At 44.9% G+C, this 18,105-nt stretch carries 18 protein-coding genes; 7 read left to right on the top strand and 11 right to left on the bottom strand.

Features of this window, described 5'->3' with window-relative positions:
- Window positions 1-6: 6 nt before the first annotated feature.
- The gene (locus tag QFZ51_RS28710; protein ID WP_370912419.1) at window positions 7-744 is read right to left on the bottom strand and encodes a glycosyltransferase family 2 protein; all 738 of its coding nucleotides are present in this window, start codon (window positions 742-744) and stop codon (window positions 7-9) included.
- Window positions 745-955: 211 nt separating this feature from the next.
- Here QFZ51_RS28710 and QFZ51_RS28715 point away from each other — a divergent pair, with 211 nt between their 5' ends.
- The gene (locus QFZ51_RS28715) at window positions 956-2,260 is read left to right on the top strand and encodes a hypothetical protein (protein WP_429050835.1); all 1,305 of its coding nucleotides are present in this window, start codon (window positions 956-958) and stop codon (window positions 2,258-2,260) included.
- A gap of 125 nt (window positions 2,261-2,385) precedes the next feature.
- Window positions 2,386-3,330 (top strand): LysR substrate-binding domain-containing protein, encoded by a 945-nt coding sequence (locus QFZ51_RS28720; protein WP_429050836.1) that lies wholly within the window; start codon window positions 2,386-2,388, stop codon window positions 3,328-3,330.
- Between the two features lie 63 nt (window positions 3,331-3,393).
- Here the strand turns inward: QFZ51_RS28720 and QFZ51_RS28725 are convergent, their stop codons facing one another.
- The 3 genes from QFZ51_RS28725 to prmA all read right to left on the bottom strand — a co-directional run bounded on the left by QFZ51_RS28725 (window position 3,394) and on the right by prmA (window position 5,888).
- The gene (locus tag QFZ51_RS28725) at window positions 3,394-4,197 is read right to left on the bottom strand and encodes a M48 family metallopeptidase (RefSeq protein ID WP_429050837.1); all 804 of its coding nucleotides are present in this window, start codon (window positions 4,195-4,197) and stop codon (window positions 3,394-3,396) included.
- Between the two features lie 106 nt (window positions 4,198-4,303).
- On the bottom strand, window positions 4,304-4,945 hold the full coding sequence (gene plsY / locus QFZ51_RS28730) for a glycerol-3-phosphate 1-O-acyltransferase PlsY (RefSeq protein ID WP_429050838.1): 642 nt from the start codon (window positions 4,943-4,945) through the stop codon (window positions 4,304-4,306).
- A 115-nt stretch (window positions 4,946-5,060) separates the two neighbouring features.
- On the bottom strand, window positions 5,061-5,888 hold the full coding sequence (prmA, locus tag QFZ51_RS28735) for a 50S ribosomal protein L11 methyltransferase (protein ID WP_429050839.1): 828 nt from the start codon (window positions 5,886-5,888) through the stop codon (window positions 5,061-5,063).
- A 121-nt stretch (window positions 5,889-6,009) separates the two neighbouring features.
- Between prmA and QFZ51_RS28740 the strand changes: the two genes are divergently transcribed.
- Window positions 6,010-6,579, top strand: coding sequence for a hypothetical protein (locus tag QFZ51_RS28740; protein WP_370912413.1), 570 nt, complete (start codon window positions 6,010-6,012; stop codon window positions 6,577-6,579).
- A 90-nt stretch (window positions 6,580-6,669) separates the two neighbouring features.
- On the opposite strand, the gene QFZ51_RS28745 is transcribed toward QFZ51_RS28740, so the two are convergent.
- The 3 genes from QFZ51_RS28745 to QFZ51_RS28755 form a co-directional block, all read right to left on the bottom strand.
- On the bottom strand, window positions 6,670-9,030 hold the full coding sequence (locus QFZ51_RS28745; protein WP_429050840.1) for a polyribonucleotide nucleotidyltransferase: 2,361 nt from the start codon (window positions 9,028-9,030) through the stop codon (window positions 6,670-6,672).
- Between the two features lie 124 nt (window positions 9,031-9,154).
- A complete protein-coding gene (rpsO, locus tag QFZ51_RS28750) occupies window positions 9,155-9,427 on the bottom strand; it encodes a 30S ribosomal protein S15 (protein ID WP_079470431.1) in 273 nt (90 codons plus the stop codon).
- Window positions 9,428-9,575: 148 nt separating this feature from the next.
- Complete coding sequence (locus tag QFZ51_RS28755; protein WP_370912411.1) at window positions 9,576-10,271, bottom strand: cell division ATP-binding protein FtsE; 696 nt, start codon at window positions 10,269-10,271, stop codon at window positions 9,576-9,578.
- A gap of 153 nt (window positions 10,272-10,424) precedes the next feature.
- On the opposite strand from QFZ51_RS28755, the gene QFZ51_RS28760 reads away from it, so the two are divergent.
- Both QFZ51_RS28760 and QFZ51_RS28765 read left to right on the top strand, forming a co-directional pair.
- Complete coding sequence (locus QFZ51_RS28760; RefSeq protein WP_079470433.1) at window positions 10,425-10,790, top strand: BlaI/MecI/CopY family transcriptional regulator; 366 nt, start codon at window positions 10,425-10,427, stop codon at window positions 10,788-10,790.
- A gap of 2 nt (window positions 10,791-10,792) precedes the next feature.
- On the top strand, window positions 10,793-12,460 hold the full coding sequence (locus QFZ51_RS28765) for a TonB family protein (protein ID WP_429050841.1): 1,668 nt from the start codon (window positions 10,793-10,795) through the stop codon (window positions 12,458-12,460).
- Between the two features lie 217 nt (window positions 12,461-12,677).
- On the opposite strand, the gene QFZ51_RS28770 is transcribed toward QFZ51_RS28765, so the two are convergent.
- Window positions 12,678-13,853: an AIR synthase related protein gene (locus QFZ51_RS28770; RefSeq protein ID WP_429050843.1), complete on the bottom strand. Its 1,176-nt coding sequence runs from the start codon at window positions 13,851-13,853 to the stop codon at window positions 12,678-12,680.
- 137 nt (window positions 13,854-13,990) lie between these two features.
- Between QFZ51_RS28770 and QFZ51_RS28775 the strand changes: the two genes are divergently transcribed.
- A complete protein-coding gene (locus QFZ51_RS28775) occupies window positions 13,991-14,929 on the top strand; it encodes a bifunctional riboflavin kinase/FAD synthetase (protein ID WP_370912408.1) in 939 nt (312 codons plus the stop codon).
- Here the strand turns inward: QFZ51_RS28775 and QFZ51_RS28780 are convergent.
- The 3 genes from QFZ51_RS28780 to QFZ51_RS28790 all read right to left on the bottom strand — a co-directional run bounded on the left by QFZ51_RS28780 (window position 14,926) and on the right by QFZ51_RS28790 (window position 16,920).
- The gene (locus tag QFZ51_RS28780) at window positions 14,926-15,108 is read right to left on the bottom strand and encodes a hypothetical protein (protein WP_429050845.1); all 183 of its coding nucleotides are present in this window, start codon (window positions 15,106-15,108) and stop codon (window positions 14,926-14,928) included. The two genes, QFZ51_RS28775 and QFZ51_RS28780, sit on opposite strands and share 4 nt — an antisense overlap.
- A 105-nt stretch (window positions 15,109-15,213) precedes the next feature.
- The gene (gene holA, locus QFZ51_RS28785) at window positions 15,214-16,209 is read right to left on the bottom strand and encodes a DNA polymerase III subunit delta (RefSeq protein ID WP_429050847.1); all 996 of its coding nucleotides are present in this window, start codon (window positions 16,207-16,209) and stop codon (window positions 15,214-15,216) included.
- Between the two features lie 18 nt (window positions 16,210-16,227).
- On the bottom strand, window positions 16,228-16,920 hold the full coding sequence (locus QFZ51_RS28790; protein ID WP_370912405.1) for a ribonuclease H-like domain-containing protein: 693 nt from the start codon (window positions 16,918-16,920) through the stop codon (window positions 16,228-16,230).
- 138 nt (window positions 16,921-17,058) lie between these two features.
- Here QFZ51_RS28790 and QFZ51_RS28795 point away from each other — a divergent pair, with 138 nt between their 5' ends.
- Window positions 17,059-18,021: a hypothetical protein gene (locus tag QFZ51_RS28795; protein WP_370912404.1), complete on the top strand. Its 963-nt coding sequence runs from the start codon at window positions 17,059-17,061 to the stop codon at window positions 18,019-18,021.
- Window positions 18,022-18,105 lie beyond the last annotated feature (84 nt).

Below are 18,105 nucleotides of genomic sequence, written 5' to 3' on the forward strand. Positions count from 1 at the left end.
TATTTTTTAATAGATCTTTCCTTTTACGATGCCCCACATATGCAAACGATGCTGCAGTGATACTCTCAAAACACCCAACCCGTAAATGGCGCTGCGTTTGAAATTGATACTGGAGGCCTCGTCGAAGTATTTGGTAGGACAGGTAATTTCTGCAATATCGTATCCTTTCATAAATATCTGCGAAACCATTTCATTATCAAATACAAAATCGTCGTTATCAGCCATGTAGTTGATATTACGCAATACTTCCGATGAAAAAGTACGGTAGCCGGTATGATATTCACTCAGCTTCTGACCAATCAGGATGTTTTGTGTCAATGTTAAGAAACGATTAAATATGTATTTGTACATCGGCATTCCCCCTTTCAGGGCGCCTTTTCCAAGAATCCTGGACCCAAAAACCACCGGGTACACCTCATTGGCAATAATACTGCACATCGCTGTAATGAGCTTTGGTGTATACTGATAATCGGGATGCAGCATCACCACAATATCAGCTCCCAGGTCCAGTGCTTTATTGTAGCATGACTTCTGATTACCGCCATAACCCTTGTTGTTGTCGTGGCGTATCAGGTGCTGAATCCCCAGCCGCTTGCCGACTTCAAGGGTATCGTCTCTGCTGGCATCATCTACCAGCACTACATCATCAACTATGTCAAAAGGGATTTCCCGGAATGTTTTTTCCAGCGTAAGTGCTGCGTTGTAGGCCGGTAATACAACCACTATCTTTTTGTTATTAAGCATGAAAGTGGATCAAATTTGGCAGCAAAGGTAACTCACCTGCTGATAATTCAAAATATATCCGGAAAATGCATTCCGGACACCACCTATCATGATTTAATTTTAACTGTTATTAATTATTTATCTTTGCCTGATGATGTTTTTGGCATCATATTTTCTTAAATTTTTGTTAACAAAAAGCAAAAACAATATGTTAAAACACCTACCAACGGAAATGAGGCACGATAAACGCTTGACCAGCAAGCCCGATGAGTCATTACCGTTAGTACACCTGGCTCAAAAATTCCTGACGACCAGATGGATTAAAGTGCTACCAGCCCCTCTTGTTTTACTTTTTACTTTCCAGACAGCTTATGCACAGGACCCGGAACTGAAAAGCACCACGTCTCCTGTTATCAAAACCCAGGATACCACTATCCGCAAACTGCTGGAAGATGTACAACGGATCACCGACAATGACAAACAAAACTCTACCGCTATACAGGCCCTGTTACAGGGAAAGGAAATAGATAATATCACGAAGTACGACCTGATAAAAAATAATATCATTAATGCCAGTGAAACGTATTATCTGCTGAATAAGAAAATTATCGATCTGAAGTCGCGTACTACGACCAATAACCTCGATGTTTTCATCACCTCCCTGAATAACCCGGAAAGTAAAGCGCTGGGCTTTTCTTTGAGCGACCGTATTGTAGAGCTGGTGGAAAAGATCATCCTGAAAAATAAAGGAGATAAAGGAGAGAAGAATTCTAAAATTGTAGAGTCTACCAAATCCATCATCAACAGTCCTATTTTCCAGAGCTTTACCTCCCTCACTCCTCCGCTGGCGATTGCCAACTCAGTAATGAACTTTCTGCACAGTGTGAGTGTGAACAACAAACAGATTAACCAGAAGTCATTACAGGATTTCGAAAAAGAGCTGAACAAATATGTAGTGTACTACACCGCATTGAATGATGCCAACCAGAAATTTGAATATGGCCTGAACTTTAATAAAGATCAGCTAAGCCTGTTACAGGATAACCTGTTTGATCATCTTTCGTTTACTGCCACTTCCCTTAAATTCCCTGCTCCACAGAAAGGGAATCAGGGTTTGAGCCAAACGATGAATGAATACTTTTTTGATTTTAAGAAAGAAAAGGTAGTTGATTACTTCGCGAAACTGGAAGAGAAATATACCAAAGGCAAACGGATCGATTATGAATCCCTGCTGCGCGAAAATTCTTCCCTGAAAGAAGTAAACAACCAGCTGGAAGACCTGGTTTTACAAACCAAGCGATTTGAAAATCTTTATAACGAATATTTCACGCTGTTGGATTCTTACTATACTAAAGTAAACAACTCGCTGAAAATAGCCCAGGACAACGGCTTGGCTGATAAAAGCATCATCGATGCCAAACAGGCGGAGTTCAGGAACCTGAAAACAGAAGCAGTAGGAGAAATCCAGGCGTCTATCAATATCAGGGAACTGTATAGCAATACAGAAAAAATCAAATACCGTTACAGGATATTCTAGTTAAACATATTACTATAAAAGCAACAGGGGGTAGTGAAGGATTTCACTACCCCCCGTTGCTTTTATAGGTTTTAACGTCTTCCTATAGATTTTATTTATACCTTTGCTGCACAATCTTACAGGAAATGACGACAGTTCAATTGGAGTACATTGTTGCGGTAGATACATACAGAAGTTTTGTAGTAGCAGCAGAGAAGTGCTTTGTAACCCAGCCAACGCTGAGCATGCAGATTCAGAAGCTGGAAGATGAGTTAGGCATTAAACTGTTTGATCGCAGCAAATTACCGGTAGTCCCTACTGAAATAGGTATATCCGTGGTTGCCCAGGCCAGGATCATCATTAAGGAAAATGCACGCATCCGTGAAATTATAGCAGACCAGAAAAAGGAAGTACAAGGCAATCTGAAAGTAGGCATCATTCCTACATTGGCGCCTTACCTGCTTCCCCGTATCCTCACCGGGTTTATGAAAAAATATCCGAAGGTGCGCCTGGAAATATGGGAATATCCTACCGAGCAAATTATGCAGCAACTGAAACAGGAACTGCTGGATTGTGGTTTGCTGGCCACTCCCCTGCATAACCCGCACCTGGAAGAACATCCTTTATTTTATGAGTCCTTTGTGGTGTACACTGCTAAAAGCAATCCTTTATACGAGAAAAAAATCGTAAAAACAGACGAGCTGGATATCAAAGATGTGTGGCTGCTCAATGAAGGGCATTGCATGCGTAACCAGGTGTTGAATATCTGTAAGGATAAATTTACCATGGGCGATAACAAGAACCTGGAATACAATACCGGCAGTGTGGAAACGCTGAAAAGAATGGTAGATCTCAACGAAGGCTATACAATTTTACCGGAGCTGTCGTTACAGGATCTCTCCTCCCGGCAACTGAACATGGTCCGCTATTTCAAGGCGCCGGAACCGGTAAGGGAAATCAGCCTGGTAACCCATCGTCACTTTATTAAACAGGCGCTGATAGAAGCCTTTAAAAAAGAAATCCTGGCACATGTGCCCGAGAAGATGAAGGTGCAGAAAAATAAGAAGGTAATTGAGATTATAACGGAATAAGGGAAGATATAAAGAAAACGGGCTGGTAATACTACATTACCAGCCCGTTGCTTTTTAAAGACCCTATGCTTTCGCCGGTGTATAATACTTCATTGCTTCCGGCATCAGCTGTTGTAATTTTTGTACGCGGGTAGCGTCGCTGGGGTGTGTGCTCAGGAGTTCAGGTGGTTTCTGACCTTTACTCATACTGGCCATGCGTTGCCAGAAAGGAATTGATTCCTGCGGATTGTAACCGGCCATCGCCATGAATATTACTCCCAGGTGATCGGCTTCCAGCTCATTACCACGGGAGAAGGCGAGTGTACCTAAGTTGCCGCCTACGCCAAATGCCTGGTTAAAAAGGTTTACCGCGGTAGGGTTCTTGTTCAGCGCTACAGCGCCGGCTACCTGGATACCCTGCATTACCAGTCCCTGGCTCATACGTTCGTTACCATGACGCGCAATGGCATGTGCTATTTCATGTCCCATTACACAGGCCAGGGCAGTTTCATTCTGGGTTACGGGCAGCAAACCTGTATACACCACTACTTTACCGCCGGGCATACACCAGGCATTTACTTCTTTGTTATCTACCAGGTTAAATTCCCATTTATAGCTGGATATTTCACCCCCCATATTATTCTGGTTCATGTACCTGGTAACAGCCGACGCAATGCGCTGCCCCACTCTTTTCACCATCTCAGCGTCTTTACTGGCAGTTTGCGCCACTACTTTGTTTTCAGACAAAAATGATTGGTATTGTTGCACAGCCATTGATTGCATCGTGCTTTCAGGAACGAGGTTCAGCTGACTACGGCCGGTGATGGGTACACGAGAACAGGCCGCCAATGCGAGGCTTGCAGTAAAGAATAAAACATACTTTTTCATGGGAGCATCAATTTAAATATGCGAAAACGCAAAAAGCAAAAAGCAAAAAGCATGCACATTTTTATGGCTGTCGCTTTTTGCTTCCTGCTTTAATATATAACTGTAACTAGTTCTTGTCTTTTCTGTTCTTGAATAACGGCACTTTACTTTCTACACCTTTCAACAGCCGCGTGATATTCTTCTGATGGGTTAACACCACCATTAAAGCTACAGCAATAGCAAATATGCGATAAAAGATTTCAGGTTCATTGAAGATATAGAGGATCAGGATCGGGAAAGCGATACTGGCAATAATAGAACTGAGAGAAACGTATCTCGTTAAAAAAAGGATCATTAAAAATACACCCACACAGCATAAAGCTACCAACGGCTGTATGGCAAGCACCAGCCCGAACAGGGTAGCAATTCCTTTACCGCCCTTGAAGTTTGCCCAGATAGGGAATATATGACCTACCACTGCAGCGAGCCCCAGGCCGATCTGGAGGTTCACCAATTGAGTAAGATGTTCAGGATCAAGATAATAAGGAGCCAGATAAGCTAAACGTACTGCTAACACACCTTTCAGCATGTCTACTACCATTACAAAAGTACCCGCTTTAGGCCCCAGCACCCGGAATGTATTGGTGGCGCCGGCATTGCCGCTGCCATACTCCCGGATATCCATACCAAAAACGCCTTTACTCACCCAAACAGCTGTAGGAACAGATCCTATCAGATAAGCACAAAAAAGCAATAAAATTTCTATCATCACTACAAGTTAGGAATGCTAAGATAACAAATTCTGTGTTAAAATAGAGAGAATATTAGAAAAGATTATAACACAAAAGTTGGATTATCAACGCTGTTTATATGTAAGTTTTAATCTATTTTGAGTCCGGTACAGAAAATTGGAGCGCCAGCCAGTTGTCTTTTTCGATCCGTTTCTCCATGATAAATCCTTTTGAAACCGCGGCCGCTGCAATGTTTTCTTCATCCGTAGGTAAGATGCCGCTCAATAGTAATTTGCCCCCCGGCACTAACAAATGCCCCATATCTCCCATAAATTTCAGTAAAATGTTATAGTTGATATTTGCCAGCAATATATCATATTTTCCGGTAATTGCCTCAAGGTTGTCCGCCTGCCATACTTTTACCTTGTTCATCCCGTTGGCAGCAATGTTCTCCAACGTATTATTTACGGACCATTCGTCGTAGTCAATTGCATCCGCCGTGTCAGCCCCCATCATCTCCGCCAGGATGGCGAGGATACCGGTTCCGGTACCAAAATCAAATACCTTTTTGCCCTTAAAATCCAGCGGCTCCATGAGCTTTATCATAGAGGCCGTGGTAGCATGATGCCCCGTACCAAAAGCCATCTTAGGCGTAATAATAATTTCATATGCGGGCTGCGGATCAAATGGCGGATGAAACTCCGCCCGGATACCACAAAAATTATCTACCTGCACCGGTTGGAAATTGCTTTCCCACAGGGCATTCCAGTTCACCGGTAAAATCGTTTCTTTTGTATAGGTTACCCCGTAGGCTTCCAATTGCTGCTGCAATACGGCCTCGTCAAAGTCAGTGGCAGGAATATAAGCAATCAGCGTATCCGGCTGCTCCTCAAACCCTTCATATTTCAGCTCAGATAATTGGGCAATCAGCAGGTCTGTTTGTGCGGCGCCGGCCCGCATGGTAATAGCAATGTAAGACATAGGCAGCAAATATAGCCATTAGCTGCTAGCTTTCAGCGTTTTGACACCCCATCCGCAGCTAAAATCATCACTCAATATTAAAAATTGTTATATTTGATTAATAAATCATATCATATATCCTATGAAAGCACTGTTCCTCCTGCTCACCGGCGTGGCGTTGTCCCTGTCGGGAATGGCCCAGGTAATTAAAGTACGGCCTCCTGAACCTATCACAGATTCCATCATTTACCAGACTGAAAATGTAACATTGATCTTTGACCGGAAGCATCTCACGGAATATATGACGGGTATGGATTCCACCCTGCGCAACAGTAAATACAGTAACAAGGTATTTAACAGCGTGCAGTTTGCACACCTGAATGCCATAGATATGGGCAATCATTTCCGCAAGGCTTATTGCTACCTGGAAGACACTGCCAACAAGGACTTCAGCTACAGTACCGGTAAAATGAATATGTTGTGGGCAGAAGATGGCGGTATTATGCTCCCCTACGTGGAAGAAATTATGCCAGACCTGCTGGCTGGCGGGGAAGTACGGGTGATAGACAGGAGTACCAAAGCGCTGCAACCTGCTTATAAGATGATTGCCGAACCGGTGGATGGCAATAATTACCGGGTGTTTCGCCTGAACAGCGGCCGCGAAATTTTCAGGGAAAGCACTTTCCGTGTAGAGCAACTGACCAGGAGATAAACCACCTTGTCATAAAAATAAGAAAGCAGCCACCTGGGTGACTGCTTTCTTTTGTATTTAATTCCAGTTATCTGCTAGCTATAACAGCGCCTATTCGGCATCAAAGGTAGGCTCCTGAGGTTTATCAGGACCGGCGTTGTAATTTCCGCCACCACGGTTACCGTCGCGGTTGAAATCACGTCTCTCGCCGCCACCGCGTCTGTCATCACCGCCACGTCTGTCGTCACGGGGACCACGTCTGTCTCCACGATCACCGCCGCGGTCTCCACGATCTCCACGATCACGGAAGTCGCCTCTGTCGCCACGCTCTTCACGTTCTGGTCTTTCTACGTAACCTTCCGGTTTAGGCATGAGCACTTTGCGGCTCAGCTTAAACTTACCGGTTTTAGGATCGGTACCAGTCAGTTTTACTTTTACTTTTTCGCCTTCTGTCAGCACACCTTCCATTGTTTCCAGGCGTTTCCAGGAAACTTCGGAGATGTGGAGCAAGCCTTGTTTACCAGGCATGAACTCCACGAAAGCACCGTAAGGCATGATGGATTTTACAACGGATTCATATACTTCACCTACTTCAGGTATTGCAATGATTCCTTTCACCCATGCAACTGCTTTATCGAGACTTTCTTTCTGAGCGGAGAAGATACTTACTTCACCGGTTTCACCAACTTCTTCGATGTTGATGGTAGTACCGGTTTCGCGTTGGATCTCCTGTATAATTTTACCACCGGGTCCGATAACAGCGCCGATAAATTCACGGTCGATGATGATCTTCTCCATGCGTGGTGCATGTGGTTTTGGTTCAGGACGTGCAGCCGGCATTACTTCGTACATGGCTTCCACGATATGCAGGCGGCCTTTCCTGGCCTGGGCCAGTGCAGAGCGCATTACATCCATGCTTAAACCATCTACTTTGATATCCATCTGTATACCCACAATACCATCGCGGGTACCGGTTACTTTAAAGTCCATGTCACCCAGGTGATCTTCATCACCGAGGATGTCGGTTAATACTGCCCATTTACCATCGGAAGCGCGGGAGATAAGACCCATTGCCACACCTGAAACGTGTTTAGGCAGGGGCACACCAGCGTCCATCAGTGCCAGCGAACCAGCACATACGGTAGCCATGGAGGAAGAACCATTTGATTCCAGGATATCAGAAACCACCCTTACAGTGTAAGCGTAGTCGCTGCCTGGCATCATTTGCTTCAGGGAGCGCATGGCCAGGTTACCATGTCCTACTTCACGGCGGCCGGGACCGCGCATCATTTTCACTTCACCTGTAGAGAATGGAGGGAAATTGTAGTGCAGGATAAATTTGGAATAGTTGGAAACGGCTGCGCTTTCGATCAGCAGTTCATCTTCCGGAGTACCCAGTGTAACGGTAGTCAGCGACTGTGTTTCACCACGGGTAAACAGGGCGGAACCGTGAGGAGAAGGCAGGATATCTGTTTCCATTGCCAGCGGACGAACCTGATCCAGTGCACGGCCATCCAGACGAACGGATTCATCCAGGATCATGTTGCGGATCACTTCTTTTTCCAGGTCATGCAGATATTCTTTTACCAGTGGCTGGTCTTCTTCCGGTAATTCACCCAGGTGTTCTTTCAGTTCGGTACCGATGGCAGCAAACGCATCGCTGCGATCGTGCTTGGCTGAAGCTGACTTAGCTACCTGGTAAATTTTATCTTTTGCAAAAGTTGCTATTTTTGCTTTCAGTTCTTCGTTCTGATGAGGTTGTGCGTATTCACGTTTGCCGGTTACACCTTTCAGGTCACGCAGTTCTTCCTGTGCTTTAACCTGCACTTTGATCGCAGCATGTGCTGCTTCAATAGCGAGGATCAGGTCTTCTTCCTGGCACTCTTTACTTTCACCTTCCACCATCATGATGTTCTTATCGGTAGCACCGATGATGAAGTCCATGTCGGCTTTAGCCAGTTCAGTACGGTTAGGGTTGATCACGAATTTACCATCGATGCGCGCTACGCGGCATTCAGAAATAATTTCCTGGATGGGAACGTCGGATACAGCCAATGCAGCAGATGCAGCCAGACAGGCCAGTGCATCGGGCATTACTTCGGGATCAGATGAAATCAGGGACACCAGTACCTGTACTTCACATAAATAATTATCGGGGAACAGGGGACGCAGAGCGCGGTCAATCAAACGGGAAATAAGTACCTCGGAATCAGACAACCGGCCTTCACGCTTGAAAAAAGAACCAGGGATACGGCCGGCGGATGCAAACTTTTCCTGGTAATCAACTGTAAGGGGGAAGAAAGACTGGCCTGGTTTGGGTTCTTTATTTGCTACCACGGTGGCCAGCAATATTGAATTCCCTAAACGCACCGTAACGGCACCGTCAGCCTGACGGGCCAACTTGCCGGTTTCGATGGTCACCATACGACCGTCTCCTATATCGAATTTCACTGAAATAGGTGTCAGATTCATAATAAAGTGAGGATTAAAAATAAAATTATTCTTTTTTGATCGCTAAAGAATAACAAAAGGTATACATACAAAAAAACTATTCCCAACCATATAAGTTGGGAATAGCGCTATAATTAAGTCATGGTTATTTCCTGATACCTAACTTCTCAATGAGGGCACGGTAGCCTGTGAGGTTGGTTTTAGATAAATAGGAAAGCAAACGCTTTCTCTGGCCAACCATCTTCATCAAACCACGGTGGGTAGAAAAATCTTTTTTGTTTTGTTTCAGGTGACCGGAAATGCTGTTGATACGCTCAGTCAGCAGTGCGATTTGTGCTTCCACAGAGCCTGTATTTTTTTCGCTTCCACCAAATTCCTTAAAAATATTGGCTTTCTTTTCAACAGTTAAGTAAGACATCTTTAAAAATAATAAGTAATAATAATGTTTTTTGTCGCTATTTTTCCGGTGCAAAGGTAATTTAAAAAATAGGAATTACCAATTAACGGGAAATTAATAATAAATGAAGGATAATGTACATCCGTAATATTTTCTTTCTCAACAACTCCTAAGAAGAAAAATTCACAGCTGCATTATCCGTTACGTGCCCGTTTTCTGTACGCAGTACTCTCGACGGGAATTTCTGTAATACTATGTAATCGTGTGTGGCCATCACTATGGCAGTTCCTTCACGGCAAATACGGAACAACAGCTGCATAATACCATCGGAAGTTTCCGGATCCAGGTTACCAGTGGGCTCATCCGCCAGGATCAGTTTTGGCGAATTCAGCATAGCACGGGCAATATCCACACGCTGCTGCTCCCCTCCCGATAACTCGTACGGCATCTTAAAGCCTTTGGTACCCAATCCCACCTTTTCCAGTACATCGTTGATCTTATTCTCCATTTCCTTAGGATCCTGCCAACCGGTAGCCCGGAGCGCAAATTTCAGGTTATCATGCACGTTGCGGTCGGTTAATAACTGAAAATCCTGGAATACCACACCCAGATTCCGGCGAAGATACGGCACTTTTTTCCAATCCATCTTCTTAAGATCAAAACCAACTACCTGTCCCGTGCCATCATTTAAAGGTAAATCTCCATACAATGTCTTTAACAAACTGGATTTCCCGGTACCGGTTTTACCAATGAGATACACAAATTCACCCTTGTTCACCGTGATATTCACATCAGCTAATATCAATGAATGGCCCTGGTATATACTGGCGTTTGTTAATTGTATGATAGGTTGTTCAGGCGTCATGTCCTTTCTGTTTTTTACGGTCTGTGCGGACAAAAATAACTAATTAAAAAATAACTCGTTGTGATAATATGTCAAATATCTATCTCTCTGAAACTAAAAAAATAGTTGTAAAACTAAACTATTAGTTATAACTTGGTTTTACAAACGAGAAATATGAAACAACTCACCAAAGCAGAAGAACAGATCATGCAGGCACTCTGGGAAACCGGCCCGGCCTTCGTGAAAGATATCATAGAAGTAATGCCCGAACCCAAACCGCATTACAATACGGTGTCCACCCTTGTGAAAATACTGATTGAAAAAGGATTCGTCGACTTTAAAGCTTACGGTAAATCACACCAGTATTTTGCCCTTGTAACCAAAGATGCTTACAGCCACAAAACAGTCAACAATATCGTGAAAGGCTATTTCGACGGCTCCTTCAGCAACATGGTTTCTTTTTTTGTGAAAGAAAAAGAACTGAGCATCGCTGAACTGGAGAAACTGGTACAAAAAATTAAAGCAGCCCAAAAACCTTAACCATGACAGTTCTGCTCACCTATCTCTCCAAAGTGATCATCTGTTCAGCCGTTTTATACGGCTACTACTATATCGCCCTGCGTAATAACCGTTTCCACCAATGGAACCGGTACTACCTGGTGCTCATCACCCTGGTTTCCCTGCTCACCCCCCTCCTGAAAATTCCACTGCCAGGCCAGGCCGCCGAAACTTCCACGGTGCTGTCTTATACAACACGCATTGTTAATATCCGCGAAACCGTGATACCGGCCAACCCCGGGATCAGTTCCGGCATGGTGCTCAACACCCTGTACATCGCGGTGATAGCGTTGCTGCTGACACGAACACTGATCAGTCTTTTCAGGATTAAGAACCTCATCCGCCGCAGCCAGGTGCAGGAAATTCCTCCCTACCGGTTTGTAAAGAACAAGGACATCAAAGCGCCTTTTTCTTTCTTCCGCTATATTTTCTGGGATCAACAAACATCATTGAATTCTCCCGAAGGGCAACAGATATTTAAACATGAACTGGTACACCTGCAGGAGAAACACAGTACGGATAAACTATTCATGGAACTGGTTACCGCGGTATGCTGGATCAACCCCTTCTTTCACCTGATAAAAAGGGAACTGGCACTGGTACATGAATTCCTGGCCGACAAAAAAGCAGCCGGGGAAGAAATAGCCGGCTACGCGCAAACCATCCTCCAGATGGCCTTTCAAAGCAAACAATTCAGTATTACAAACGACTTTTTTCATCCGCCAATAAAAAGAAGAATCCTTATGCTGACACAATTCCACACTCCCAGATTCAGTTACCTGCGACGCATCATGGTATTGCCGCTGGCTACCTTCATTTTTTGCTCCCTTGCATTTGTGGCCGATAAGCGTCCGTCCGCCATTCCGGCGCTTACCACCACTGCCGCTGCTATTCCTTCGGCCACCATCGCAGTGGATACCACACCGGTTAAAAAGGTAACCACCAGGAAAGACAACGTTTATACTTCGGTAGACCAGCCTCCCACTTTCCAGGGCGGAGAAGAAGCGCTTGCAAAATATCTTTCCAAAAACACCCGGTATCCTAAAGCTGCACAGGAAAAAAACATTACAGGCACTGTGTTTGTAAGTTATGTGGTGGATGAGGAAGGTAATATTACAGACGTTCGTACAGTGGGAAAAAACCCAGGCTTTGGTCTTGCTGAAGAAGCGATGCGCGTAGTAAAAGGAATGCCGCAATGGATACCCGGCAGGCATCAGGGCCGGGCTGTTTCCGTACAGTTTAACCTGCCTATCCGCTTTATGCTGGATGCTGGCAAACAGACACCGAAAACCGGTGATCATACCGTCAATTTCCCGCCACCTAACGATAAAGAAGTATTCACCTTTGTGGAACATCCACCGAAATTCCCCGGCGGCGAAAATGCCCTTGGATTATATCTTAGCAAAAATATCCGTTACCCCAAACAGGCACAAACAGCGAATATAAGCGGTACCACCTTTGTGCAGTTTATTGTAGATGCAGATGGCAGCATCCATGATGTGAGAACAATAGGCGCAAAGAAAGGTTACGGCCTGGAAGATGAAGCGATAAGGGTAGTGAAAGCCATGCCGAAATGGGAACCAGGTGTGCAAAATGAACGCCAGGTGGCGGTGCAGTTTAATCTTCCTATCAGGTTTAGTCTGCAAAACTAACACAACTATAAATGATCAATAAGGGCAGGCCACGGTTTTACACTGTGGCCTGCCCTTATTCTATTCATCATCCTCAGCTTGGAATTACTTCAGGGGTACTTCGCCAATGCCTCATACCTGGGTATACCATGGATCATCCATGGACTCTCCATGCACTTCTGATGGACTCCTCATGCACTATCAATGCACTCTCCATACACTCCCTATACACTATGACCTAATATTCAAAGGTTCCAGCCGGCGCTTTCACGGTTACTTTCTTCTCTTCTGCGGCTTCTACCCTGCCTATGATCTGTGCATCGATATTAAAACTTTTGGAAATGCTGATAATATCAGCTGCTATTGCTTCCGGCACATACAGTTCCATTCTGTGTCCCATGTTAAACACCTGGTACATTTCCTTCCAGGGAGTACCGGACTGCTCCTGGATAAGACTGAACAACGGAGGCACCGGGAACAGGTTGTCTTTGATCACGTGCAGTTTCTCAATGAAGTGCAGCACTTTGGTTTGAGCACCGCCGCTGCAATGTACCATCCCGTGAATCTGCGGCCGGAATTGCTCCAGCACTTTCTTGATCACAGGGGCATAGGTACGGGTGGGCGATAATACCAGTTTACCTGCATCCACCGCGCCAAAGCCAGGAATATTTATTTTATCTGTCAGCGATTTTTTACCGCTGAACACCAGTTCATAAGGAATATTGGGATCAAAGCTTTCGGGGTATTTTTCCGCAATAGCTTTGCTGAAAACATCATGACGCGCGCTGGTGAGGCCATTGCTGCCCATACCGCCATTGTATTCCGTTTCGTAAGTGGCTTGTCCGTAGGATGCCAGCCCTACCACCACATCGCCTGCCTGGATCCGGTCGTTGGAGATCACGTCTTCACGTTTCATGCGGCAGGTAACGGTAGAATCCACGATGATGGTGCGTACAAGGTCACCTACATCAGCGGTTTCTCCACCGGTAGAGTAAATGCTGATACCGTGGTTCCGCAGTTCTGCCAGGATTTCTTCTGTGCCATTGATGATGGCAGCAATTACTTCACCCGGCAGCAATTGTTTGTTGCGGCCAATGGTGGAAGAAAGAAGGATATTGTCTGTAGCACCCACGCAAAGCAGGTCGTCCATGTTCATAATAATCGCGTCCTGGGCGATGCCTTTCCATACACCCAGATCACCGGTTTCTTTCCAATAAATATAAGCCAGGGAAGATTTGGTGCCGGCGCCGTCTGCATGCATAATATTGCAATAAGCTTCATCGCCTCCTAAAATATCAGGTACAATTTTGCAGAATGCCTTCGGGAAAAGGCCCTTGTCAATGTTTTTAATGGCATTATGCACATCTTCCTTGCCTGCTGAAACACCGCGTTTGGCGTAAATATTATTATCCACCGGGAAATAAATAAATATGTAAATAAAAAGTAAACTAAATAAAGATGCTCTTCAGGCTGCAAAAGTAACAGATTCCATGCAGAATGCCCGCCGAATGTGTTAGATTTGCACGGCGATTTTGATAGTTATTGATTTATATGCAGGTTCACAGGGACTTAGACCATTTACCGGAATTCCGTAATGCTGTTATCACGATAGGCACTTTCGACGGAGTACATGCAGGCCACCGCTTCATTATTGAGCAATTGGAGCAGGCTGCCAACACCTGCGGCGGCGAAACCGTGATCATTACCTTTGATCCGCATCCGCGGGAGGTATTACAACCCAAACCGAATAATATCCGGCTGCTGACTACCCTGCCTGAAAAAATTGCCTTGCTGGAGCGTGCCGGCATTCATCACCTGGTAGTAGTGCCTTTTACGAAAGAATTTTCTGAGATGCCCGCCCGCAGTTATCTGGAAGACTTCCTGGTAGCGCGCTTCAGGCCGCACACCATTATTATAGGCTACGACCACCGGTTTGGCCACAACCGGGAAGGCGGACTGGAACTGCTCGAAGCAGAGCAGCAGCAGTATGGCTTTACCCTGATCGAAATTCCGCAGCAGGTAGTACATGATCTTACGGTGAGTTCTACCAAAATCCGTAAAAGCCTGCAGGAAGGCGATATCCGGCTGGCCAATGAATTGCTGGATTACACCTATTTTTTAACCGGCACCGTAGTGCATGGCGATAAAATGGGCCGGCAACTGGGTTATCCCACCGCTAATCTGCACCTCACCGACGAAAGAAAGCTGATTCCGGCTGAAGGTATTTACGCCGTAAACGCCCAGCTCAGCGGCCGCAGCGAATTATTACCTGCCGTGATGAGCATCGGCTTCCGCCCTACTTTTAATGGCACCGATCTCCGTCTGGAAGTACACATCTTTGATTTTCATGAAGATATTTACGGGCAGGAATTAACGGTTCATTTTGTAGCATACATCCGCTCCAACCTGAAATTTGACAATATAGATGCGCTGATAGTACAAATGGATAAGGATTCTGCGCAGGCAAAGGAGATACTGGCGAAGATTTAGAATTCTTCTCCCAGGAGTTCCGTTTTTTGCTCGTCCTTTTTAGGGGGCTTCATTAAACGAACCCCACGCCATAGAAAAAAGGCAGACGCGATTACATAAAAACACATGATCATAGCCGTGTTGGTGCTCATGCTAAGATCCAACCCGATCGCTCCACGATGAAGAGTGATGATGTTCATCAGCACAATTAAAGCGCAGCAACTACTTAAAACGAAACACAGCAGGCCAAACAGCAATCTGAATATCTTCTTTACCCCAATAGCCATAAAAAACAGCATAATTAATTAATTCATCACCTTATACATCAGTTCTTTCATCAGTTCCCCGTCTTCCACGCCACTATCGTTAATGCCTATACTCCGCAGGTTATACTGGTGCAGCAGCAAAATAGCTTTCTCGGTTCCTTCGGGTCCGTATTGACGGGCAGCGTTCATATAGTCCTTTACAAAAAACGGATGTACACCCAGCGCCGTGGCCACCTCTTTTTCGCCCCCTTTTACGCTGAAAATGAGGTTTACTTTAGCGAAGAAATTATAGAGTGCGGGTAATGTCATCTGGATGGGCGCTGCTTTGGGATTGGCGGCAAAGTAAGCGATGATCCGGAATACTTTAGCCGTATTCTTCTGTCCCAGGGCGTTTTGTAGTTCAAATACATTGTACTCTTTACTGATGCCCACATACTTTTCAATATCCGCTTCGTCGATCTTTTTCTGGGCGGGAAGGTTTACCAGCAACTTATCTATTTCATTGGAGATACGGGAAAGGTCGTTACCGATATGATCTACCAGGAGGATAGCCGCTTTTTGTGAGATGGCCAGTCCGCGGCTGCTCACATAGCTTTCAACCCACGTGGGCAGCTGGTTATCATATAATTTTTTGGTAGACAGGAGTACGCCTTTTTCCTTTATGAGCTTGGCCATTTTACTCCTGCCATCTATTTTGCCCTGTTTATGCGCCACTACAAACACCGTAGAAGTAAGCGGGTTATCGATATAGGTTTCCAGTTTCAGCAGATCGCGCATGGCCTGCGCCTCTTTGAGCAGTACCACCTGTCTTTCAGCGAACATCGGGTACCTGCGGCAGGCGTTGATCACCTGGCTCCAGTCAGTATCCTTTCCATAAAGGACCGTGAGGTTAAAGCCTCTTTCTGATTCAGGTAACAGCTCATGTTCTGCATAGCTGGTCACCTGGTCAATAAAAAAGTCCTCATCTCCTTCCAGCCAGTATAATGATTTGAATTTTTGCTGCTTCCAATCCCTGATGATATCCTGGTACTCCATTACTAGAATGCTTTTTGTCTATTTTTTTACGATAATAATATCTTCCTGTGTCAATGCCGGTAAACGTTTGAACTTCAGCAGCAGCTGTGCTACCGCCAGTACATCCTTCTGGCAATAGGCGGCAATACGTTCCAGATCTTTTTCCTCCCAGTATACCTTGCCTACCATGCTGCCGTCTATATCGTCTTTGGGCGTATCAATACCCATAACGGCCGTTAGAAGTTTCAGGGAAATATAATGTTTAAAGTCCCCGAAGCGCCACAGATGCAGGGTATCGAGCATGGGAATTTCCCAGGGTTTAAATCCGTGCAGCTGTAAAGGCTGTGGCAAAGATAATTGATGGATAACAGACCTCCTGCAAATAAAAGGAATATCAAATTCTTTGATGTTATGCCCGGCAAACTGGAACCGGGGATATTTCGCATAGAATTTATTGATTAATTCTAAAAATCCTGACAGCACAACTGCTTCATCATCATTACAAAATGATTTCAGCCTTAGCTGGTACCTGTTATTTTCAAGACTAAAGAAGCCGGCCGAAATGCACACAATTTTCCCAAATTCGGCGTAGATGCCAGCCCTGTCAGCGTATGCTGAATCTTCATTTCCGGAAACTGGCGCAGTTTTTGCAATTTTGTCACGCCAGAGCTGTTGCATGTCTTCGGATAAGTGCTCTATAGCAGGAGCTGCGGGTGTTGTTTCTATGTCCAACAGTAATAATTGATCTAACGCAATATTTGGAAGCACGATTGAAAAACAGTTTTATAGCTATTTATAAAATAGGAATATTATAAGTACTTTTGAATAACAATTTTTAACCATATAACAATAAACATAAAACTCACAACTATGACGGAGAACACTTTTAATTCACCTGCACCGGGATCACCCGGACCAGAAAAACCACGTAGCCGCAACGGTCTAATTTACGGTATTTTAATTGCAGCATTAGCCGGTACCTGGATATATATGTTGTATGATAAGAATAAATCCAACGAGCAAATTGTTCAAAAAAGCACCCAGATAGATTCGATCTCTTCGTCACGTGACGCACTGCAGCAGGAATACAATGCGGCCAATGCCCGCCTGGATGATCTGGTTTCACAGAACACCCGGATGGATAGCCTGGTTAAAACAAAAGATAAGGAAATACAGGATATGAAAGCCAGGATCTCTACTATCCTGAACAACAAAAATGCTACACAGGCGCAACTGGCGGAAGCCCGTCGTTTGATTGAGCAACTGAAATCCAATATTGAAGGTTATTCAGAAACTATTGAACGCCTGGAAGGTGAAAAAATAGTATTGGCTGGTGAAAGAGATTATGCACGTAAAGAGCGCGACTCTGTGTCTGTGGTAAAGGACAGTCTGAATAAAAAAGTGGACCTGGGTTCCGTACTCCATGCTTCCAACATTAAACTGTTACCGATCCGTGTAAAGAATAACGGTAAAGAAGTAGAAACCAGCAAAGCAAAACGCGCTGATATGATGCGGGTTACTTTTGACCTGGACGACAACCGTATTGCACCAACCGGTGATAAAGAAATTTTTGTGGCCATTACTGCTCCGGATGGAGCGCCACTGGCTGTAGAAGCGCTGGGTTCCGGCCGTTTTACACTGGAAGATGGTACTGAAAAATTATATACTGCCAAGAAAACAGTTGCTTATACTACTGGTCAGAAACAAACCGTAAGCATGGACTGGAAACAGAACTCCGATTTCAAGGTAGGCGATTATGCAGTTGAAATCTATCACAACGGTTTCAAAATAGGACAAGGTAAAGTAACACTGAAAAAAGGCGGCTTGTTTTAGTAACAATCAGCATTCAGGATAAAGTCGATGGCCGGAGCAAAGATTATTCTTTCACTCCGGCCATTCGCTTTTGTGGCGGTTTTA

The organism is Chitinophaga sp. W3I9, from assembly GCF_050434025.1.
GTDB lineage: Bacteria > Bacteroidota > Bacteroidia > Chitinophagales > Chitinophagaceae > Chitinophaga.